Annotated in this window: 18 protein-coding genes and 8 tRNA genes; 5 read left to right on the top strand and 21 right to left on the bottom strand. The window is 62.6% G+C overall.

Annotated features, from left to right (window positions below; translation table 11 throughout):
* Positions 1-71: 71 nt before the first annotated feature.
* Complete coding sequence (locus AC4BCN_RS10970) at positions 72-308, top strand: hypothetical protein (RefSeq protein ID WP_034758223.1); 237 nt, start codon at positions 72-74, stop codon at positions 306-308.
* 110 nt (positions 309-418) lie between these two features.
* Positions 419-1,843: an ATP-dependent RNA helicase DbpA gene (gene dbpA / locus AC4BCN_RS10965; RefSeq protein ID WP_139092542.1), complete on the top strand. Its 1,425-nt coding sequence runs from the start codon at positions 419-421 to the stop codon at positions 1,841-1,843.
* On the opposite strand, the gene AC4BCN_RS10960 is transcribed toward dbpA, so the two are convergent.
* The 4 genes from AC4BCN_RS10960 to AC4BCN_RS10945 form a co-directional block, all read right to left on the bottom strand.
* The gene (locus tag AC4BCN_RS10960; protein ID WP_490493285.1) at positions 1,830-2,381 is read right to left on the bottom strand and encodes a hypothetical protein; all 552 of its coding nucleotides are present in this window, start codon (positions 2,379-2,381) and stop codon (positions 1,830-1,832) included. The two genes, dbpA and AC4BCN_RS10960, sit on opposite strands and share 14 nt — an antisense overlap.
* Positions 2,374-2,943 carry a hypothetical protein gene (locus tag AC4BCN_RS10955; protein WP_490493284.1) on the bottom strand — a complete coding sequence of 190 codons (570 nt, stop codon included), beginning with the start codon at positions 2,941-2,943 and terminating at the stop codon, positions 2,374-2,376. The genes AC4BCN_RS10960 and AC4BCN_RS10955 overlap by 8 nt, the downstream gene beginning before the upstream one ends.
* Positions 2,944-2,985: 42 nt before the next feature.
* Positions 2,986-4,368 (bottom strand): cysteine--tRNA ligase, encoded by a 1,383-nt coding sequence (cysS, locus tag AC4BCN_RS10950; protein ID WP_490493283.1) that lies wholly within the window; start codon positions 4,366-4,368, stop codon positions 2,986-2,988.
* Positions 4,369-4,604: 236 nt separating this feature from the next.
* Complete coding sequence (locus AC4BCN_RS10945; protein ID WP_490493282.1) at positions 4,605-5,756, bottom strand: MFS transporter; 1,152 nt, start codon at positions 5,754-5,756, stop codon at positions 4,605-4,607.
* 228 nt (positions 5,757-5,984) lie between these two features.
* On the opposite strand from AC4BCN_RS10945, the gene AC4BCN_RS10940 reads away from it, so the two are divergent.
* A complete protein-coding gene (locus AC4BCN_RS10940) occupies positions 5,985-6,815 on the top strand; it encodes an AraC family transcriptional regulator (protein ID WP_485879484.1) in 831 nt (276 codons plus the stop codon).
* Between the two features lie 158 nt (positions 6,816-6,973).
* Here AC4BCN_RS10940 and aqpZ read toward each other — a convergent pair whose 3' ends face one another.
* The 17 genes from aqpZ to AC4BCN_RS10855 all read right to left on the bottom strand — a co-directional run bounded on the left by aqpZ (position 6,974) and on the right by AC4BCN_RS10855 (position 16,529).
* Positions 6,974-7,663, bottom strand: a complete 690-nt coding sequence (aqpZ, locus tag AC4BCN_RS10935) for an aquaporin Z (protein ID WP_490493281.1) — start codon at positions 7,661-7,663, stop codon at positions 6,974-6,976.
* A gap of 215 nt (positions 7,664-7,878) precedes the next feature.
* Entirely contained in the window at positions 7,879-8,304 is a 426-nt protein-coding gene (locus AC4BCN_RS10930; protein ID WP_490493280.1) for a GNAT family N-acetyltransferase, read from the bottom strand.
* The gene (locus AC4BCN_RS10925; RefSeq protein WP_490493279.1) at positions 8,304-8,762 is read right to left on the bottom strand and encodes a hypothetical protein; all 459 of its coding nucleotides are present in this window, start codon (positions 8,760-8,762) and stop codon (positions 8,304-8,306) included. Before AC4BCN_RS10925 ends, AC4BCN_RS10930 begins: the two co-directional genes overlap by 1 nt.
* A 65-nt stretch (positions 8,763-8,827) precedes the next feature.
* Positions 8,828-9,238 (bottom strand): hypothetical protein, encoded by a 411-nt coding sequence (locus AC4BCN_RS10920; protein WP_490493278.1) that lies wholly within the window; start codon positions 9,236-9,238, stop codon positions 8,828-8,830.
* Positions 9,239-9,267: 29 nt separating this feature from the next.
* Positions 9,268-10,374 carry an amidase family protein gene (locus AC4BCN_RS10915; protein WP_223279124.1) on the bottom strand — a complete coding sequence of 369 codons (1,107 nt, stop codon included), beginning with the start codon at positions 10,372-10,374 and terminating at the stop codon, positions 9,268-9,270.
* Between the two features lie 200 nt (positions 10,375-10,574).
* On the bottom strand, positions 10,575-11,150 hold the full coding sequence (locus tag AC4BCN_RS10910; protein WP_034758247.1) for an elongation factor P: 576 nt from the start codon (positions 11,148-11,150) through the stop codon (positions 10,575-10,577).
* Between the two features lie 135 nt (positions 11,151-11,285).
* On the bottom strand, positions 11,286-12,455 hold the full coding sequence (gene earP, locus AC4BCN_RS10905; protein WP_490493277.1) for an elongation factor P maturation arginine rhamnosyltransferase EarP: 1,170 nt from the start codon (positions 12,453-12,455) through the stop codon (positions 11,286-11,288).
* A gap of 95 nt (positions 12,456-12,550) precedes the next feature.
* Positions 12,551-12,626: transfer RNA gene (locus tag AC4BCN_RS10900), tRNA-Glu, on the bottom strand.
* A 66-nt stretch (positions 12,627-12,692) separates the two neighbouring features.
* A tRNA-Glu gene (locus AC4BCN_RS10895) sits at positions 12,693-12,768 on the bottom strand.
* Between the two features lie 124 nt (positions 12,769-12,892).
* Positions 12,893-12,968, bottom strand: a tRNA-Glu gene (locus AC4BCN_RS10890).
* Between the two features lie 301 nt (positions 12,969-13,269).
* Positions 13,270-13,345: transfer RNA gene (locus AC4BCN_RS10885), tRNA-Ala, on the bottom strand.
* A gap of 47 nt (positions 13,346-13,392) precedes the next feature.
* Positions 13,393-13,468: transfer RNA gene (locus tag AC4BCN_RS10880), tRNA-Glu, on the bottom strand.
* A 36-nt stretch (positions 13,469-13,504) separates the two neighbouring features.
* A tRNA-Ala gene (locus AC4BCN_RS10875) sits at positions 13,505-13,580 on the bottom strand.
* Between the two features lie 133 nt (positions 13,581-13,713).
* Positions 13,714-13,789, bottom strand: a tRNA-Glu gene (locus AC4BCN_RS10870).
* Between the two features lie 67 nt (positions 13,790-13,856).
* Positions 13,857-13,932: transfer RNA gene (locus AC4BCN_RS10865), tRNA-Ala, on the bottom strand.
* Between the two features lie 124 nt (positions 13,933-14,056).
* Positions 14,057-15,463, bottom strand: a complete 1,407-nt coding sequence (gene gltX, locus AC4BCN_RS10860) for a glutamate--tRNA ligase (protein ID WP_128139883.1) — start codon at positions 15,461-15,463, stop codon at positions 14,057-14,059.
* Positions 15,464-15,617: 154 nt separating this feature from the next.
* The gene (locus AC4BCN_RS10855; protein ID WP_139092551.1) at positions 15,618-16,529 is read right to left on the bottom strand and encodes a LysR family transcriptional regulator; all 912 of its coding nucleotides are present in this window, start codon (positions 16,527-16,529) and stop codon (positions 15,618-15,620) included.
* 148 nt (positions 16,530-16,677) lie between these two features.
* On the opposite strand from AC4BCN_RS10855, the gene lysA reads away from it, so the two are divergent.
* Together lysA and AC4BCN_RS10845 are read left to right on the top strand one after the other, a co-directional pair.
* Complete coding sequence (gene lysA / locus AC4BCN_RS10850) at positions 16,678-17,922, top strand: diaminopimelate decarboxylase (RefSeq protein ID WP_490493276.1); 1,245 nt, start codon at positions 16,678-16,680, stop codon at positions 17,920-17,922.
* A gap of 62 nt (positions 17,923-17,984) precedes the next feature.
* Entirely contained in the window at positions 17,985-19,547 is a 1,563-nt protein-coding gene (locus AC4BCN_RS10845; protein WP_490493275.1) for a phospholipase D family protein, read from the top strand.
* The last annotated feature ends 55 nt before the right edge of the window (positions 19,548-19,602 follow it).

The raw sequence follows: 19,602 nt of genomic DNA, 5'->3' as shown, positions 1-19,602 counted from the left end.
GAGTATTCACACCGGCGGACAGCTTTTTGCCCGCCCCCGGGCTTTCGCGAGCCGGGGACAGAGGTTAGCAAATGAGAGATAAAAAAGACAACGCCACCATCGACTTGCCCGGTTTCGGCCCGCCGCCAGCGCACGAGGCGCCTGAGCCGGCGCCGGAACCGCAACGCCGCACGCGCGCGCGCAAGGTGGCGCTGAAGCAGGTGCAGCTTGAATTGCTGGAGCCGACCGACGCCACGGGCTTGCCCGTATGGACGCGCGACGCTGGCCTCGATCTGACCGGCTTGCCCATCTGGGCGCCCGACAACTAGTATCCCAACGCCGGCGGCCGTTTGCCGCCAGCTTCCACAACCATCCGCACAAGGGCGTATAACGCCTGTAGACTGTGCCCATCCACCCGCTTTTTACCGGCTCCGCCCTTATGAACACCACATCCGCCACCACCTCTTTTTCCAGCCTGCCGCTGACGCCCGCCTTTTTGGCCAACCTGGATTCGCTCGGCTACCACGAGATGACCACCATCCAGGCGCAAAGCCTGCCGGCGGTGCTCGATGGCCGCGACCTGATCGCCCAGGCAAAAACCGGCAGCGGCAAGACTGCCGCCTTCGGCATCGGCATCCTGCACAAGCTCAATCCGGCCTGGTTTGCCGTGCAGGGCCTCGTGCTGTGCCCCACGCGCGAACTGGCCGACCAGGTGGCCAATGAACTGCGCCGCCTGGCCCGCGCGGCAGGCAACATCAAGATCCTGACACTGACGGGCGGCGCGCCGATGCGCCCGCAAATCGCCTCGCTTGAACACGGCGCGCACATCGTCGTCGGCACGCCGGGCCGTTTGCGCGACCACCTGGGCCGCGGCACCATCAACCTGAATCACGTGCAAACGCTGGTGCTCGATGAAGCGGACCGCATGACGGACATGGGCTTTTACGAAGAAATCGCCGGCATCGTCAGCGCCTGCCCGGCGCGTCGCCAGACCCTGCTGTTCTCGGCCACGTATCCGGAAGATATCCGCCGCGCCACGGCGTCCTTCCTCGTCAATCCGCTGGAAGTGACGGTCGAGGCGCAGCACGACAACGACAAGATCGAGCAGCGCTTCTATGAAATCGGCTTCGACGAGCGCAATGGCGCCGTCGGCAAGCTGTTGAAACACTTCAAGCCGGAATCCACGCTGGCCTTCTGCAACACCAAGGTGCATTGCCGCGAGCTGGCCGACGAACTGCGCCAGCAAGGCTTTTCCGCGCTGGCCCTGTACGGCGAGCTGGAACAGCGCGAGCGCGATGAAATCCTCGTGCTGTTCGCCAACCGCAGCTGCTCCGTGCTGGTGGCCACCGACGTGGCCGCGCGCGGCCTCGATATTTCCGACCTGGGCGCCGTGATCAACGTCGACGTGTCGAAGGACACGGAAGTGCACATCCACCGCATCGGCCGCACGGGCCGCGGCAGCAAGAAGGGCCTGGCCCTGTCGCTGTGCGCGCCGAACGAGAAAAAATGGGTCAAGCTGATCGAGCAATACCAGAACAGCGCGGCCGAATGGCACGACCTGAAGGAACTGGCGGAAGATGACGGCATGGAGGCGCTGCCGGCGCCGATGGTCACCCTGTGCATCATGGGCGGCAAGAAGGACAAGCTGCGCCCGGGCGACTTGCTGGGTGCGCTGACGGGCGACGCTGGCCTCACCAAGGAGCAAGTGGGCAAGATCAACGTGTTCGAGTTCATGACCTACGTGGCGCTGGACCGCAAGGTGGCCGAAGCCGCGTTCAAGCGCCTGAACGCGGGCAATACCCTGGGTCGCGACTTCGGCAACATCAAGGGCCGCAGCTTCAAGATGCGCTTTATCGAGGCGTAAGCTGCTGCAATGCACGCAGGGCCGCCATGGTCCTGCGTCCCGGGTAGCTATCCCACGCGGGATGGCGCCCTCGGTAGTAGCAACTCCAGTAACTGATGCTGCGCCGCTCCAGCGTGTCCACATACGCGGGGTTCTCCCGCAGGTAGCGCGCCAGCGCCTGCGTATTCCAGGCCGGCAGCGCCGCGCCAATTGCCTCGACAATCTCCAGCACGTATTCGCCGCACAGGTGCACGACGAAGGGCACCGTCCACGCCCGCTCCTGCAGCAACAGCTGCCTTGCACACGCTTCGCGCACATGGCCGTCATGGTGGCGCGTGCCCAGGCACAGGGCAATCACGCCCGCGTCGCCTGCCAGCTGCGTACAAGCCAACAATTGCTTGCCGTCGTAATACGTGCGCACGGGGATGCGCAGAGCCTCGCCATCCTGGCATGCCGTAAACGGCCGAACGGGCGCATGTAGCTGGCCTGATGAAAGCACGGGCAGCAGCTGCGCCACAGTGCCGGCCAATGCGGCCGGAAAGGCATCCGCTTCAGCCATCGCGAGCTTCCTTGCACACCTTGCGCACGCCCAGCGCGGGCTGGTCCATCTTTTCAAAGATCACATTCGAATACCATTCGGCAGGATCGCCTTCGGTAGGCTTGCCCAGCGAGATATAAAAGCCGCCATGCGTGAACAGGGCCGTGGTTTCCTTGCCCGGCCTGGCGGCTTGCAGGAAGGCGGGCCAGGCTGCCTTGTCCACTGGCGTGAAACGCGCGGCCAGCAGCGCCAGCAAGCGCGCGTGCGTGGCCGGCGCATACGGGAACAGATACAGGTATTCGACCAGCTCACCGCCATCGGCCAGGTGCGTGACGGCAGATGTCGCCGCCTCCACTTCACTGCCAAAACTGCACAGCACCCCGCCGCTGTAGGCGAAATCGATGACGGTCGCCGGCGCGCACGCCTGCCGTTCGCGGTCGATGCCGACGGGCGGCAGCGCACGCACTTGCGCCAGCAGCGTCTCGCCGGAGGTGGCCAGCGCGGGAAAGCCCGGACATTCGCTGGCCGCCCGGGCGGCAGAAAAGACAAGGCAACAACTCAGTATCAGCAAACGGCGCTTCACGGCATCTCCAGTTTCATCAGGCGGCCATTATGCCGGACATCTTCACAAAGGCCGCGCCTGTTGCCCCTGCGGCGTATCGTCGATGTCATAGCCGGCCGCGCGCGCCAGTGCGCGCAAGCGGTCCGCCTCGGCCCACTGGCGCTGCGCGCGGGCGATGGCCCGTTCCGCCATCCATGCCTGCACGGGCTGCGGCACCTCTACCTGCGCTGGCTGCCAGGCCAGCAAGTCGAGCCCCAAGGCCGCATCGAAGCGGGCCATGGTGGCCTTTTTCACGGCGTCCGGCAGCTCGCTTTTCAACAGTTCCCAGGCCACGGCCAGCGCACGCGGAAAGTTCAGGTCATCGTTGACCTGCGCCGCAAAGCGCGCCAGCCATGCAGGATCAGGAGCGGCCTCACCCTGCGCTTCGCCAAGACCATGCACGCTGACGCGCAGGCGCGCCAGGCCGCTGCTGGCGGCGCGCAACGCTTCGTCCATGAAATTGAGGCTGCTGCGGTAGTGGGCGCCCAGGCACAGGTAGCGGTAGGCCAGCGGATCGATGCCCTGCTCCACCAGGCTATGCAGGCGTAAAAAGTCGCCCGACGATTTTGACATCTTCGCATCCTGTGTTTTCAGGAAGGCGCCATGCAGCCAGAAGTTGGCCAGGCGCGTGCCGTGGCGCGCTTCCGTTTGCGCGATCTCGTTGCTGTGGTGGACGGCCACGTGATCCTCGCCGCCGCAATGGATGTCGAAATACGTCCCCAGGTGCTTTTCCGCCATGGCCGAGCATTCGATATGCCAGCCGGGAAAACCCAGGCCCCACGGGCTGTCCCACTCCATTTGCCGCTGGCCAGGCACGTCGCTGAACTTCCACAGCGCGAAGTCGCAGATGTCGCGCTTCTCGCCCAGATCCACCCTTTTCCCCGCCTGCAGGCCGTCGCGGTTCAGGCGCGCCAGTTTTCCATAGCTGTCCTGGCGCGTCGTGTCGAAATAGATGCCGTCGTCCGTGCGGTAGGTATAGCCCTTCGCTTCCAGGTCGAGAATGAAGGCGATCTGCTCGGCGATGTGGTCGGTGGCGCGGCACCAGACGGTGGGCGGCAGGATATTGAGCTGGTGCAGATCGCCCTCGAACGCGCGGGTAAATTCAGCGGCGATGTCCCAGGCCGACTTGCCGCTGCGGGCGCTGCGCGCCTCGATCTTGTCGTCGCCGCTGTCCGCATCCGACGTCAGATGACCGACGTCCGTGATGTTCATCACGTGGCGCACCTGCAAGCCGTTGAATTCGAGCGCGCGGCGCAAGCCGTCGACGAACAGATAGGTGCGCAGGTTGCCGATATGCGCATAGTCGTAGACGGTGGGCCCGCAGGCGTACAGACCCGCCTGGCCCGGGGCGATGGTCTCGAAGGGCCGCAAGCTGCGGCTATACGTGTCGTACAAATGAAGTGTCATGCGGGACTTTCATGCGCGTTGCGGAAAAGAAAATGGCCACAGGTTTTTCAACGCTGTGGCCATCGGAATGAGGAGTAAAAAGTTTAACGGCGCCGGGCCGCATCCTCGCGAAGCCAGGTACACGGACACAGCGCAGCGGCAGCGCGGTATGCAAGGACTGGAGGGAGGATGGAAGAGATCATGGGACAATATCGCATGCGCGCGGGCGGGCCGTCAAGCCCTCCCGCGACGCTGGCTTACTTTTTCGCCTGCTCGATATGCGGCAGCAGCACCGTCAGGATGCCCAACAGCGGCAGGTAGGAGCAGATTTTGTACACATAGGCGATGCCCGCCACGTCGGCCAGGTGACCCATGGCAGCGGCGGCGATGCCGGACACGCCGAACATCAGGCCAAAGAAAATCCCCGCGATCATGCCCACCTTGCCCGGCACCAGTTCCTGCGCGAAGACGACGATGGCGGAAAACGCGGATGAAATCACGAAGCCGATGATCACCGTCAGCACGGCCGTCCAGAACAGGTCGACGTAGGGCAGCAGCAGGGTAAATGGCGCGGCGCCCAGGATGGAAATCCAGATCACGCGCTTGCGGCCGATGCGGTCGCCGATGGGGCCGCCCATGAAGGTGCCGGCCGCCACGGCGGCGAGAAACAGGAACAAATACAGCTGAGCATCGCCGAGCGACAGGTGGAATTTGTCGATCAGATAAAACGTGTAGTAGCTCGACAGGCTGGCCATGTAGATGTACTTCGAAAACACCAGCAGGGCCAGCACGCCCAGCGCGCCCATCACCTTGTTGCGCGACAAATTAGGGCCGTGGCCGCCCGCCTTCGGCTTGAAACTGGCCAGGTGGCCGCTATACCAGTGGCTGACCTTGTACAGCACGCCGATGGCCAGCACGGCCAGCAGGCCGAACCAGGCGATATTGCCGTGGCCACGGTTGACGATGACGGCGGCTGCCAGCAGCGGCCCCAGCGCGGAGCCGACGTTGCCGCCCACTTGGAACAGCGACTGGGCAAAGCCGTAGCGTCCGCCCGAGGCCATGCGCGCCACGCGCGACGCTTCGGGGTGGAAGGTCGAGGAACCGACGCCGATCAGGCCCGAGGCGATCAGCAGGGTCGGGAAGGTCGACACGATGGACAGCATCAGTACGCCAGCCAAGGTAAAGCACATGCCGACGGGCAGCAGGAATGGCAGCGGACGGCGGTCCGTGTACAAGCCGATCCATGGCTGCAGCAACGAGGCCGTGCACTGGAACGTCAGGGTTATGAGGCCGACCTGGGTAAAACTGAGTGAAAACTCGGCTTTCAGCATCGGATAAATCGACGGCAATAATGCCTGGATCAAGTCATTGAGCAAATGCACGAAGGCGACGGCGCCCAGGATGTGCATGGCCAGACCGGATTGTTGTTGGGAACTATGAAGCGAAGGAGCCGCCGGCACGGACTTGGCCAATGCTGGAGCAGTTGTGGTTGTGTGCATGTGTCATCCGCAATAATCGGGCTCGGCGGGCGGCCCGGCAAAGAAGCCAGTATAGTATGGTCACCGAACTGATAACTTCCAATAATCGTCGCCCAAGTGACAACCAAGTGACAATTAAGAGCGCATCCAACGACCAGCATGTACACCCAACCACTGATCCAGACTCACCCTGATGGGGTGCCGTTCAGCCGCAGCACCAGCTCGCACGATTACCAGCACGTGCCGCGCCCCGTGACGGCCATGTCCAGGCAATATGCGGCGGGCGACTATACGGCGCCGCACAGCCACGTGCGAGCGCAACTGCTGTATGCGACGGAAGGCGTGATGCGCGTGTCCACCGAGCATGGCGTGTGGATATTGCCGCCGCGGCGCGCCCTGCTGATCCCCGTGGGCGTCGTGCACGAAGTCCACATCTTGAGCGAACTGAGCATGCGTACCGTGTACATCGATGCGCAGGTGGCGGCCCGATATGGCGACGATTGCAAGGTGCTGGAAGTGAGCCGGCTGCTGCGCGAGCTGATCCTGGCCTTGCTGGCCGAACCGGTCGAATATGCGCTAGAGGGGCGCGGCGACTGGCTGGCGCACCTGATCCTGTCGGAACTGGCGGCGGCCGATACCGTCCCCCTCGCCATCCCCTGGCCCCGCGACCGGCGCCTGGTGGCCGTGTGCTCGGCCATCATGGACGCGCCCGGCAGCCGGCGCAGTATCGAGGACTGGGCGCAGGACGCGGGCGCCAGCGCGCGCACCCTGATCCGCTTATTTCCCAAAGAAACGGGTCTGCACTACCGCCAATGGCTGCAGCAAGTCCACCTGGCCGAGGCCTTCTGCCGCCTGGACCGGGGCGAAGGCGTAGCGGCCATCGCCTATGCGCTGGGCTACGCCAGCCCCAGCGCCTTCAGCGCCATGTTCCGCCGCATCCTTGGCCGCACGCCGCAGCACTACCTGAGCGAGTGGCGCGCCGCCGAGTAAACGAAAAAAGCAGCCCGTGGGCTGCTTTCGTCAAGGCGTTTGCCGACATTCGGCCGGGAGGCCAGCCGCGTAGGTCGGCTTAGCGTGGCAACGCCGCGCGTAAGCCGACAAGCTGCGTTGCCGGCATTGTCGGCTTACGCCCTGCGGGCTAAGCCGACCTACGCTTTTTCGCCCGCGATCAGGCGGTAGGCGAGCGCACCCAGCAAGGCGCCGATGATCGGTGCCAGCCAGAACAGCCACAGCTGGCTCGTCGCCCAGTCGCCCACGTACAGGGCCACGCCCGTGCTGCGAGCCGGGTTGACGGAGGTATTGGTGACAGGAATGCTGATCAGGTGGATCAGGGTCAGCGCCAGACCGATCGGCAGCGGGGCGAAGCCGGCCGGCGCGCGCTTGTCGGTGGCGCCCAGGATGACGATCAGGAAGAACATCGTCAGCACGATTTCAATGACCAGCGCCGACAGCATCGAATAGCCGCCCGGCGAGTGGGCGCCGAAACCGTTCGAAGCAAAGCCCTTGCTCACGTCGAAACCGGCCTGGCCACTGGCGATCACGTACAGCACGCCGCCGGCCACGATGGCGCCCAGTACTTGCGCGATGATGTAGGGCAACAGTTGGCTGGCAGGGAAACGGCCGCCGGCCCACAGGCCGATCGAGACAGCGGGATTCAGATGGCAGCCCGAGATGTGGCCGATGGCGTAAGCCATGGTCAGCACCGTCAGGCCAAAGGCCAGCGCCACGCCGGCAAAGCCGATGCCAAGACCGGGGAAGGCCGCGGCCAGCACGGCGCTGCCGCAACCGCCCAGTACCAGCCAGAACGTGCCGAGAAATTCGGCGCCATATTGTTTCATGATGTATTCCTTTACATTGTCGAAAAAACGTACCCAGGGGACGACCAGTCAGACCGCTCATTGAGCTCGCCCTCACCGTATGGCGATGGCAAGGCAAAAACACCAGCAAAGTACGGCTGCGCAATCGCAGCAGAGCGCGCATAATGACATATTGTCATTATCAAGGCAATATTAATCTGATACGACAATATCAATAGTTTTTATGGAATCAACTATTATTTTGATAATTTTACTGGCGCTGGGCGGCGCATGTACTTTTGCGGCGCCTCCAGCGGCGTAAAACCAAAGCCCGCATACAGGCTGTGCGCATCGTCGGTGCCCAGCATCCAGGCGACATCGCGCAAGCGTTCATCGCTGAGCACGGCGGCCACCATCTGCTTGCCATATCCCCTGCCTTGGAAGTGCGGCAGAACGAACACGTCGCGCAGGTACGCAAAATCCGTGTAGTCGGTAACGACCCTGGCGAATGCGACTTGCTGGCCATCCACATAGCCGCCAAAACACAGCGCGTTGGCGATCCCCTTGCGCACGGTTTCGATCGCCACGCCCCGCTTCCAGTACGACTGCTCGCTCAGGTAGCGGTGGATCATGGGCACGTCCAGCTCGTCGGGCTCGCTGGAAATGTGCAGTGGCGCGTGCATCAGTTCTTGGACAGCAAGTCGGCTTCGGCGATGCTGGGCTCGCCGAAGTAGACGGTGCGCGCGACGCCCTTGACATCGCTGCCCATGTACACGCCCGTCATGCTGCGCGCGGCCGGGTCGTACAGGATGGTGTAATGGTGGCCGCAATTGTGCGGTTCGCAGACGCTGCTCAGCAGGCGCGCCTTGCCGTCGATCTCGACGGGCTTGAGCGGGCTGGCCACGCCATCGGGCACCCAGCGCTGCCGCTTCAGGCCCGCTTTTTTCAAGCCCACATTAAAGGCCTTGCGAAAGGCGTAGTCCGCCTTGTAGACGTCGGGGAAATACGGGCAGGTAGCGCTCCCATCGCAGCTTTGCGCCTGCTCGATCAGCGACAGCTTGGGCGTACGCGCCTGCGCCGGCATGACGGCCAGCGCCACGGCAGCGCCCAGGAACAGGGGCAAGAGCAAACGTGCGGACATGCAATCTCCTAAAAACATCGGGTAATGCCGAAAGCATAGCAGAATGGCATGCTTGTGCGCGCGCCTCAGGGAGAACAGCGGATGCCGACCACCCCGTTGACCTTGCCTTCGGGCCAGCCCGTCTCGCGCCAGCGGTACACGCCGGGCGCGACGATGATCAATTGCCACTCCACCAGCTTGCCAGCGGCATTGAGGCGGGTTTCATTGTCATAGCGTAGCGTCAGGCTATGCTCCGTTTCCGCCACGACCGTCGCGGCAAAGCGGTTGGTTTCGCCCAGCTTGCTTTTCCACGTGCGGTCGTTGAAGATCGCCAGCCGCTGATGGTCGTCAGACAGCTGCATGCGCGTGAAGAGGCGTGCTTCTTCGCACACACTATTCGTATTCACGCTGTCGGACCAGCTGCCGGACAACTGCTCGGCATCGAAAGAAGTCGGGGTGGCGGCCACGGCGGCACTCAGCAGCAAGGTTGCAAGCATAATTTATCGAAAGAAAACGAAAGGAATCATCATGGTCGGCGCAGCGCCAGGGTGATGCTCGATGGCAGTGCGGGCGTGCGCCGGTGCAAAGTCGCCTGCTCATAGGCATATGCCATCGCAATGAGCGGCTTCTCGCCGTGGGCAGGGCCGATGAAGGACAAGCCGACCGGCAAGCCCCCGGCCACGCCGGCAGGCACCGTGATATGCGGCAAGTCGGACTGCGGCTGCGCTACGCCGTGGCAAGTCGGCCCCACCAGCGCATCGAGCCCATGCGAACGCAGCAGCGCGTCGATGCCGCCCGACCCGGGCGCGGGAGGCAATTCGATCAGTTCCGCGCCCTGTTCGCGCAACACCAGCAGCGCCTGCTCGATCAGGGCATCGGTCCCGGCGCACAGGCCGAACAGGCTGCGCGCCACGCCGATGCGGCGCCCGTGCAGGCCGGCGGCATCAAACACCATGCCATCGGCCAGGCGCTCGCCGCTCAAGGCAGCGAGCAGCCAGGCCGCCTCGCGCACGCTGGGCGCCATCGGTCCGGCAGTGGCCGGCTCACCGCCCTGCCCGCCTGCGGCCCTGCCCGTGGGTTTGATGGCAACCAGGCCGCAGTTTGAAGCCGGCGCGACGATGGAGCCATCCACCGCGCTGTCGACGGCCAGGATGGTGAGCCCGGCCCAGCTGGCACTGGCATGCGGCACGCTGACGGCCGCCCACTGGCGCAAATTGCTTTTGCCGATGATGACGGCGCCGGCCGCGCGCAAGCGCGCCGCCACGAAGGAATCGCAGCTGGCGTGCGTGGCCAGGGGCGCCTGGGTGCGCGTCTTCATGCGGTCACCCGTGGCGATGTTGTCGCGCAAGACGATGGGGATGCCGTGCAAGGGGCCCCGCACCTTGTGCACTTGCCGCTCGCGGTCCATTTCCAGGGCAATTTTCAAGGCGTCGGGATTGATTTCAATGCCGGGATAGGCGCGCGCGCCGATGCTGCACAGGGAGCGGATGCGGGCCAGGTACTGCGACGTCAGTGCATGGGAACTGAGTTTGCCTGCCTGCATCATCTGCTGTTGCGGCAAGACGCCGGCGTCGAGCAGATGGGCCATGGGGCTGGCCGGCGCCGTGGCACGGGCCAGTACGGGGCGCGACACGCTCCGGGACGCGCCACTGCGTAACATCTGACTGCGCTGCATCGTATCTCCAAGAAACTTCAATGTTTCTGCCGCAATAATGTGCTAGCCATAGCATAGCAGTCCTTGCAAGCTAATAGTTGTGATAAGGAATTATTTTCCAAGCAAAAAAAAACGCCGCCCGAAGGCAGCGTTTCTTGATGGTCCAGTACTGGAGCAAATCAGTTGCGTACGACACGCTTGTATTCGTTGGTGCGGGTGTCGATTTCGATGACGTCGTCCTGTGCCACGAACAGCGGTACTTGCACGGTGTGGCGGTGAGCGTCGATGGCGTTTTCGATCTTGGCTTCTTTCAGGACGTTGCCCGAAGTGTTGCCTTTGACCGCTGGCTCCGAGTACACCACTTGACGGGCGATGGTCGTAGGCAGTTCAACGGAGATAGCTTTGCCGTCGTAGAAAATGGCTTCGCATTCCATGCCATCTTTCAAGTAGTTCAGCGCTTCGCCCAGGTTTTCTTCTTCGATTTCGTACTGGTTGTACTCGGTGTCCATGAACACGAACAGCGGGTCGGCGAAGTACGAATACGTCACTGGCTTTTTATCCAGAACAACAACGTCGAATTTGTCGTCGCCGCGGAACACGTTTTCCATCGGGGTGTTCGTCAGAAGATTTTTCATCTTCCATTTGTAGGTGAAGCCCGTGCGGCTCGAACCGTTGACATCAGAACGCAACACGATCATAGGCTTGCTGTCGACCATGATGATATTGCCAACACGAATTTCTTTTGCGGGTTTCATAGGAATGTACGTAAAAAGTGGGTTGCATGAAGACCATCTGCCGCCTGTGCGCCATCAGCGCCGCAAGCTTGCGTTTGATCGGTTAAAAATACGTTAGAAATAACCGGGCATTTTACCTTAATTTTGGGCAAGCGCCTATCTCGTCGCGCCAGCGAACGCCAGCAAGTTACTTGCCAGATCGCCATTAGCCTGCATCTGCCGCTGCCAATCATGTGCACGCGCCCGGATGCGCGGCAGATCGGCCTGCAATGCGTGCCACAGCCGGGCCCACGGCAAGGCGTCCGCGCTGGCGCCATTCCAGGCCAGCGCCGCCTGCACCAGGCTGTCGATGGGGCCGTCCGCGTCCACAGCATAGCGCTGCAGGAAGGCGCGCAATTTCACGTGATGCAAGTTTTCATCCTGCAGATAGATGTGCCAGAGAAACGGCTGGCCCGCCCATTGCGCGCGTACAAACGAGTCTTCGCCACGCACCAGGTTCACGTCGCAAGCCCACAGCAGACGGTCGTAATCGTCTTGCGGCACGAAAGGCAGCACGCGCACGGTAAGCGCGCCGCGCGTGCGCGCCGCCCCGGCCATCGCCGCATCGTCGCCGATAAACGCTTGAACGGCATCGAACGCGACGCCTTCCGGCACCAGGCATGTCACGGGTTCGCTGCCCGCCTGCCAAGCCGCAAACAGCTCGGCGACGGGAGCGGATGGATAGCAGAACAGCGACACTTTCAAAGCGCGCATGTCCGCCGCCGTCACGCCGAACCGCCCGAGGAATGCCGCCATGGCGGCAGCATCGGCCTGAAACGCCAGCCGCCGCTCGTCGAGCGCCGCTTCGCGCAGCAAGCCGCCCGTTTTATCCGTGAAGCCGGGGAAGAAGAAATGCTTGATCATGCCGTGGCGCGGCGACGTCAGCGCATGGCAGCCCTCGACCCACTCTTCCGCCGTCAAGCCCTCCAGGTTCAGCCACACGGGCTGCGGCGAACACTGCGCCATGGCGGCGATATAGCCGGGCGGAATGTCGCAGGCAAAAAACTCGATGACGATGTCGGCGATATCGGCAGGCGCAAACACGCCATCCTGGCCGCGCCAATGGCGTATCGTGACGCCCGATACGTGCTGCACTTCGGCTGCCACGTCGATATCAGGACAGATGCGCTGAAAACTGGCCAAATCATCGACCCACAGGGTGACGGCCACGCCGTGCTCGCGCTGCAACTGCCGCGCGAGGCGCCAGCAAATGCCGATATCACCGTAGTTGTCGACGACTTTGCAGAAGATGGCCAGGGATGGCGCGCGATCGGTAGCTAATGGCATATTCAAAGGAGAAAAGAAAAACGTGACATGGCAGCCCATAACAAAAAAGCCGCACTGTTACCAGGCGGCTTTTTTGTTGGCTGATTCAGCCGGTCTGGCGTCCCCAAGGGGATTCGAACCCCTGTACTCACCGTGAAAGGGTGATGTCCTAGGCCTCTAGACGATGGGGACAGAAAATCTGTCCTGAATGCGCTGCTCTGCATCCCGACCTGTTGCTTATCTTACTGCTTGCGAATCTGGCGTCCCCAAGGGGATTCGAACCCCTGTACTCACCGTGAAAGGGTGATGTCCTAGGCCTCTAGACGATGGGGACAGAAATCTGTCCTGAATGCACTACTTCGCATCCTGACCCGGTACTGCAGCAATATTGCAGAAACAAAAAAAGCCTGACTTGTCAGGCCCGTTCAGCACTGCACTCTTACTTTACAACGAAATCCTGGCGTCCCCAAGGGGATTCGAACCCCTGTACTCACCGTGAAAGGGTGATGTCCTAGGCCTCTAGACGATGGGGACCTGTGCTGGCTTTACTCTCAGCGGACTCTTCGTTGAAGGCTTTGCTTAGCCCCTCAAAAAAGCGTGCGCGAAGTATAGCATGGGGTGATTCACGAAATCAACTGCCGGGGGTTTTATTTTGCATCTATTTGCAGGGATCCCGCTATGAGGACAGAATGATGCTCGTGCGATATGGCAATATCGTATTGCGAGCGCCGCTAATCAGACTTACGCCTATCCCTCGAGGGGTATGGCGAGAAATACTCGCCAGTAAAAAAAGCCGCTCGAGGCGACTTTGATTACTGTGTGATTTCTGCGCTTTTGGTGGAGGTAAGCGGGATCGAACCGCTGACCTCTTGCATGCCATGCAAGCGCTCTCCCAGCTGAGCTATACCCCCCGGGCGCAGAAACACTGCTACTTCTTTACTACAACACCAGACTGAACTGGCGTCCCCAAGGGGATTCGAACCCCTGTACTCACCGTGAAAGGGTGATGTCCTAGGCCTCTAGACGATGGGGACCTCGGCACTACATTTACTTCTTTACCTCTGCGCTGTTGGTGGAGGTAAGCGGGATCGAACCGCTGACCTCTTGCATGCCATGCAAGCGCTCTCCCAGCTGAGCTATACCCCCCGGGCGCAGAAATAATAAAAGCCGCACTTGGCGACTTTGTTCCACTACTTGCTTTCCATCCAGATTCCGTTTTTACGGGCCTGAACTTACAACAATCAGTACAAACAACTGCCACTACTATACCACAACAACCTGGCGTCCCCAAGGGGATTCGAACCCCTGTACTCACCGTGAAAGGGTGATGTCCTAGGCCTCTAGACGATGGGGACCGCGGAACTTCCAAACAACATCTGCACCACTTCAACGACTAACAAAACCTGACTGCGATTTTGCTGCTGGTGGAGGTAAGCGGGATCGAACCGCTGACCTCTTGCATGCCATGCAAGCGCTCTCCCAGCTGAGCTATACCCCCGTTGGTGCAGAAACAAGAGTATAGCAAAGAAGTTTCACTCTGCAAATACCCTTTTTCGTCTATGAGCAACTTTTCATAGGGGCGGTTTCCGCACCGTATTTTTACGCGTATTTAAGAGCGGCGATTACAGCCACTTTGCCAGGCGCGCCAGCACGGTGTCGCGGCCGAAGATCACCACTACCTGGTCGATGGCCGGGGTCTGCAACTGGCCCGTCAAAATCAAGCGCAAAGGCATGGCCAGCAGCGGCATCTTGATGGTGTTGGCGGCCAGCACTTCCTTGATCATGGCGGCCACGGCTTCCTTGCTCCACTCCACCGTGGCGATGCGCTCGGCAAACTGCGCCAGCACGGGCTTGATGGCATCCGTGATGTGCTGCGCCACCAGTTCCGCTTCCGGCTGCGGCTCGCGGAAGAACAACATCGAAGCGGCAGCCAGTTCATTGACCGTGTTGGCCCGCTCTTTCATCATGCCCAGCACTTGTGCCAGGTCCGGCGCGCCTTCGAAGACGGCGCCGGCGGCGACCATTTGCGGACGGGCCAGGTCGGCCAGACGCGTGTTGTCGGCCTGCTTGATATAGTGGTTGTTCAGCCAGGCCAGTTTTTCATTGTTGAACTGGGCGGCGGACTTGGACAGGTGGTTCAGGTTGAACCACTGGCAGAACTGCTCGGTCGAGAACACTTCATCGTCGCCATGGCTCCAGCCCAGGCGCGCCAGGTAGTTCAGCATCGCTTCCGGCAGGAAGCCTTGCGCCGGGTAATCCATCACGCTGACGGCGCCGTGGCGCTTCGACAGCTTTTCGCCATCCGCACCCAGGATCATCGGCAGGTGGCCGTACAGCGGCAGCGGTGCGCCGATGGCGCGCAGGATATTGATCTGGCGCGGGGTGTTGTTGACATGGTCGTCGCCGCGGATCACGTGGGTGATCTGCATGTCCCAGTCATCGACGGCCACGCAGAAGTTGTACGTCGGCGTGCCGTCCGGACGCGCGATCACCAGATCGTCCAGCTCGCGGTTCGAAATCGTGATCGTGCCCTTGACCACGTCGTCCCAGCTCACGTCGCCATCGAGCGGATTCTTGAAACGCACGACAGGCTTGCGGTCGGCAGGAATGGCCGGCAGGGTCTTGCCCGGCTCCGGGCGCCAGGTGCCGTCGTAACGCGGCTTTTCGCCAGCGGCGCGCATGCGCTCGCGCATCGCTTCGACTTCTTCCGGCGACGAGTAGCAGTGGTATGCAGTGCCTTCGGCCAGCATCTGCGCCACCACTTCGCGGTAGCGGTCCATGCGCTGCATCTGGTAGAACGGCCCTTCGTCGTGGTCCAGGCCCAGCCACTTCATGCCTTCGATGATGGCTTGCACGGCTTCCGGCGTGGAACGCTCCACGTCCGTGTCTTCGATGCGCAGCACGAAGGTGCCGCCGAAGTGGCGGGCATACGCCCAGCTGTATAAAGCGGTGCGGGCGCCGCCCAGGTGCAGATAGCCGGTCGGGCTGGGAGCGAAACGGGTACGGACGGGAGTAGCGGTTGTGGTCATCGAAGTAATCAGGCTTGAATAAGTAAAACGCCATTTTACTACCTAAGCAAAGCCCTAAGGCAAACCCCGGGGTCAGTCACTTCGTGATCGAAATGGGGCCCACTGGGTCCCATTTCCCCTGAGGGTCGGCCCCCGGTCCTTCAAGGGGCTTGTCTTATAGTGCCAGCAGCCGCCTTTTCACCTCGTCCGCCTGCGCATGCAGCGCCTGCTCGAACAGGGCCACCAGTTGCGACAAGGGCCGGTGCAAAGGCTTGACCAGATTCACGGTGAACGGCAAGGACACGGCAAAGCGGCGGATCTGCAAGCCCTGCCCCGCATAGTCGAGGGCCGTGAGCGGATTGACGATGGCCAGCCCCACGCCTTCGCGCACCATCGCGCACACGGAAGCGGCGCTGTGCGTGTCGAGCGCCATGCGCCGCTCCACGCCGGCCTGTGCGAAGATGGCGTCGATCTGCTGGCGGTAAGGGTCGACGGCGGCCAGGCTGATAAAAGGCTGGCCCGCGAAGTCCGCCGGCTGCAGCACGGCCTTGCCGGCGAGCGCATGGCCGTCGGGCAGCACGCACACTTCATCGACGGACATCAGGGTGGCGAGCGCCGTGCCCGGCGGCGCATTGCCCACTTCCGTCAGGCCGATATCGTGGCGCTGCGCGGACAGCCACTCTTCCAGCAGCGGCGACTCCTGCGGCGTGATGCTGATGCTCACCTTGGGAAAATCGGCGACGAAGCGCTTGCACGCCTGCGGCAGCAAGGACTGGGAAAACACGGGCAGGCAGGCGATCGACAACTGCCCCTGGTCGAACTGGCGCAAGGCCGCCGCCGTGCTGACGATGCGCTCCAGGCCGAAGTACGCGCGCTGCACCTCCTCGAACAGCTGCAGCGCCTGGGCCGTCGGACGCAGCCGTCCCCGCTCGCGTTCGAACAGGGTCAAGCCCGTCAAATGCTCGAGGCGCGCCAGTTCACGGCTGACGGTGGGCTGCGACGTGTGCAGCATGGCGGCGGCGGCCGTCACGCTGCCCGTCGTCATGATGGCGCGAAAGACCTCGATATGGCGCAAGGAGATAGTCATGCCCATATCATAAATGAATAAGGCCAGCTTAAATGGATATTTTATGTTTAACCAAAAAACCCGCATCATTGCCAGCATCGCAGGTCGGATTAGCGGGCAAGGCCCGCGTAATCCGACACCACCCTAAAACATGACGAAGACAACCACCATGAAACCAGTGCCAGACGCCACCCTCGCCCAACTCGCCCAGGAACACGGCACGCCATTATGGGTGTACGACGCGGCCACCATCCGCACGCGCATCGCCCAACTGGCGCAGTTCGACACGGTGCGCTTCGCGCAAAAGGCCAATTCGAACATTCATCTGCTCACCCTGATGCGCGAAGCGGGCGTGCACGTGGATGCCGTCTCGCTGGGCGAAATCGAACGCGCGCTGCAGGCAGGCTTTACGCCGGCGCAAACGCATGGCGCCGCTGGCGTGGTGTTTACCTGCGACCTGTTCGACCGCGCCACCCTGGCGCGCGTGGCGGCGGCAAAAATTGAAGTCAATTGCGGCTCCGTCGACATGCTGCGCCAGCTGGGGCCCGTGTCGCCCGGCCACCGCGTCTGGCTGCGCATCAATCCCGGCTATGGCCATGGCCACAGCAACAAGACCAACACAGGCGGCGAAAACAGCAAGCACGGTATCTGGCACGAAGAGCTGCCGGAGGCGCTGGCCGTCATCCGCGCGCATGGATTGCACCTGGTGGGCCTGCACATGCATATCGGCTCGGGCGTCGACTACAGCCACTTGGAAACCGTCTGCGGCACCATGGTCGACCTGGTGAAAAACATGGGCCATGACCTGGAAGCCATTTCCACGGGCGGCGGCCTGTCCGTGCCTTACCGCGAAGGCGAGCAGCCCGTCGACACGAATCATTATTTCGAGCTGTGGGATGCGGCACGCAAGCAGATCGAGGCGCACCTGGGCCATCCCGTGCACCTGGAAATCGAACCGGGCCGCTTCCTCGTGGCCGACGCGGGCCTGCTGGTGGCCGAAGTGCGCGCCACCAAGCAAATGGGCGGCAACCACTTCACCCTGCTCGACACGGGCTTCAATGAACTGATGCGCCCCGCCATGTACGGCAGCTACCATGAAATGTCGGTCATCGCGCATGATGGCCGCGCACTGGACGCCAGCCCCGCATGCGCCACCGTCGTCGGCGGCCCCCTGTGCGAATCGGGCGACGTGTTTACCCAGCGTGATGGCGGCGTGGTCGAAACACGTCTGCTGCCAGCAGCGCAGGTGGGCGACTACGTCGTCTTTGAAGGCGCGGGCGCGTATGGCGCGTCCATGTCGTCGAACTACAACAGCCGCCCCCATGCGGCCGAATACCTGGTCGATGGCGAGCAATCCCGCTTGATCCGCCGCCGCCAGACGGTGGCCGAGCTGATCGCGCTGGAACAACTCTAAAACAGCGCCCGCGTGCGGGCATGCGCATCTGCTAACATCGGGCAACTCGATGAAAGCCCGCCATGCCCGCCACCACCCTTGCCCGCCGCAGCGGCAGTTTCTTGCTGCCCCTGCTGCTGTCCGCCATCCTCGCCGGCTGCGCTTCACTGCCCTCGCTGGAAAGCCGCACCCCCTCCACCGTCATCGCCGACACAAAGCACACCCAGCTGGCCACGGCCATTGCGCCCATGGTGGCGCAGCATCCGGGCGTGTCCGGCATCTATCCGCTGGTCGACGGGCGCGACGCGTTTGCCGCGCGCGCCCTGCTGGCCGCCGCGGCGCAGCGCAGCCTGGACGTGCAGTACTACATCTGGCACAAGGACATCACGGGCACCTTGCTGTTCGATGCCTTGCGCCAGGCGGCCGAACGGGGCGTGCGCGTGCGCCTGCTGCTCGACGATAACAACACGGCGGGCCTGGACCAGACCCTGACCATGCTGGGCAAGCAGCAGAATCTGGAAATCCGCCTGTTCAATCCCTTTATTCCCCGCGCGCCGCGCGCACTGGCCTTTGCCACGGATTTTTCCCGCCTCAACCGGCGCATGCACAACAAATCGTTCACGGCCGACAACCAGGCCACAATCGTTGGCGGGCGCAATGTGGGCGACGAATATTTTGGCGCGGCCGGCGACGTGCTGTTTGCCGACCTGGACGTGCTGGCCATCGGCCCCGTCGTCGATGACGTCTCGCACGATTTCGACCGCTACTGGAACAGCGCCTCGGCCTACCCGGCCAGGCTGCTGCTGACCAGCCCAGTCGAAGGCGACGCGGCCACCATCGCCGCCGAAGCGGACCGCATCGACGACACCAAGGCGGCGGAGGAATACGTGCAGGCGCTGCGCACCTCGCCCTTCGTCAAGCAGATGATGGAACGCACCCTGCCCTTCGAATGGGCCAGGACGCGCATGGTCAGCGACGACCCGGCCAAGGTGCTGGACAAGGCCCGGCCCGGCACTGGCGTGGCGGAAAACCTGCAAAACCTGCTGGGCGTGCCGGAAAAGGAAGTGGACCTGGTGTCGCCGTATTTCGTGCCCGGCAAATCGGGCACGCAAGCCTTTGCCGACCTGGCGAAAAAGGGTGTGGGCGTGCGCATCCTGACGAATGCGCTGGAAGCGACCGACGTGGCGGCCGTGCATGCCGGTTATGCGAAGTGGAGGAAACCGCTGCTGGAAGCGGGCGTGCTGCTGTATGAATCGCGCCGCTCGTGGGAAGCAGGCGATGCGCGCGAACAGACGGGCCGCTTCGGCAGCTCCGCATCGAGCCTGCATGCGAAGACCTTTGCCGTCGACGACCAGCGCATCTTTGTCGGCTCGTTCAACTTCGACCCGCGCTCGATCGAGCTGAATACGGAAATGGGCCTCGTCATCGACAGCCCCGCGCTGGCCAGCCAGCTGGGGCTAGCCATGCGCACCACCATTCCGCAGCGCGCCTACCAGGTGCTGCTTGGCGACGACGGCGCGCTGTACTGGCTCGCCCGCGACGCCAGCGGCGCCGCCACGCGCTACGACACGGAACCAGGCACCAGCGTGTGGAAGCGCATGGGCGTGGCGATTCTGTCGGTGCTGCCGATCGACTGGCTGTTGTAAGCGGTTTTGCCAACGTTGTTGTCGGATTACGCGGGGCTTTGCCCCGCTAATCCGA

It is taken from the genome of Janthinobacterium sp. Bl 1 (genome assembly GCF_058215535.1).
This window is presented reverse-complemented; position numbering and strand designations above follow the sequence as displayed.

Excerpts from the sequence above, each read along its gene's own strand:
- AC4BCN_RS10960 (WP_490493285.1), bottom strand. The coding sequence starts at position 2,381 with ATGGCTGAAGCGGATGCCTTTCCGGCCGCATTGGCCGGCACTGTGGCG.
- AC4BCN_RS10920 (WP_490493278.1), bottom strand. The coding sequence starts at position 9,238 with ATGCTTGCAACCTTGCTGCTGAGTGCCGCCGTGGCCGCCACCCCGACT.
- aqpZ (WP_490493281.1), bottom strand. The coding sequence starts at position 7,663 with ATGAAACAATATGGCGCCGAATTTCTCGGCACGTTCTGGCTGGTACTG.
- AC4BCN_RS10845 (WP_490493275.1), top strand. The coding sequence starts at position 17,985 with ATGCCCGCCACCACCCTTGCCCGCCGCAGCGGCAGTTTCTTGCTGCCC.
- AC4BCN_RS10940 (WP_485879484.1), top strand. The coding sequence starts at position 5,985 with ATGTACACCCAACCACTGATCCAGACTCACCCTGATGGGGTGCCGTTC.
- AC4BCN_RS10855 (WP_139092551.1), bottom strand. The coding sequence starts at position 16,529 with ATGACTATCTCCTTGCGCCATATCGAGGTCTTTCGCGCCATCATGACG.
- cysS (WP_490493283.1), bottom strand. The coding sequence starts at position 4,368 with ATGACACTTCATTTGTACGACACGTATAGCCGCAGCTTGCGGCCCTTC.
- AC4BCN_RS10925 (WP_490493279.1), bottom strand. The coding sequence starts at position 8,762 with ATGTCCGCACGTTTGCTCTTGCCCCTGTTCCTGGGCGCTGCCGTGGCG.
- dbpA (WP_139092542.1), top strand. The coding sequence starts at position 419 with ATGAACACCACATCCGCCACCACCTCTTTTTCCAGCCTGCCGCTGACG.
- earP (WP_490493277.1), bottom strand. The coding sequence starts at position 12,455 with ATGCCATTAGCTACCGATCGCGCGCCATCCCTGGCCATCTTCTGCAAA.
- AC4BCN_RS10970 (WP_034758223.1), top strand. The coding sequence starts at position 72 with ATGAGAGATAAAAAAGACAACGCCACCATCGACTTGCCCGGTTTCGGC.
- gltX (WP_128139883.1), bottom strand. The coding sequence starts at position 15,463 with ATGACCACAACCGCTACTCCCGTCCGTACCCGTTTCGCTCCCAGCCCG.
- AC4BCN_RS10945 (WP_490493282.1), bottom strand. The coding sequence starts at position 5,756 with ATGCACATCCTGGGCGCCGTCGCCTTCGTGCATTTGCTCAATGACTTG.
- lysA (WP_490493276.1), top strand. The coding sequence starts at position 16,678 with ATGAAACCAGTGCCAGACGCCACCCTCGCCCAACTCGCCCAGGAACAC.
- AC4BCN_RS10930 (WP_490493280.1), bottom strand. The coding sequence starts at position 8,304 with ATGCACGCGCCACTGCACATTTCCAGCGAGCCCGACGAGCTGGACGTG.
- AC4BCN_RS10910 (WP_034758247.1), bottom strand. The coding sequence starts at position 11,150 with ATGAAACCCGCAAAAGAAATTCGTGTTGGCAATATCATCATGGTCGAC.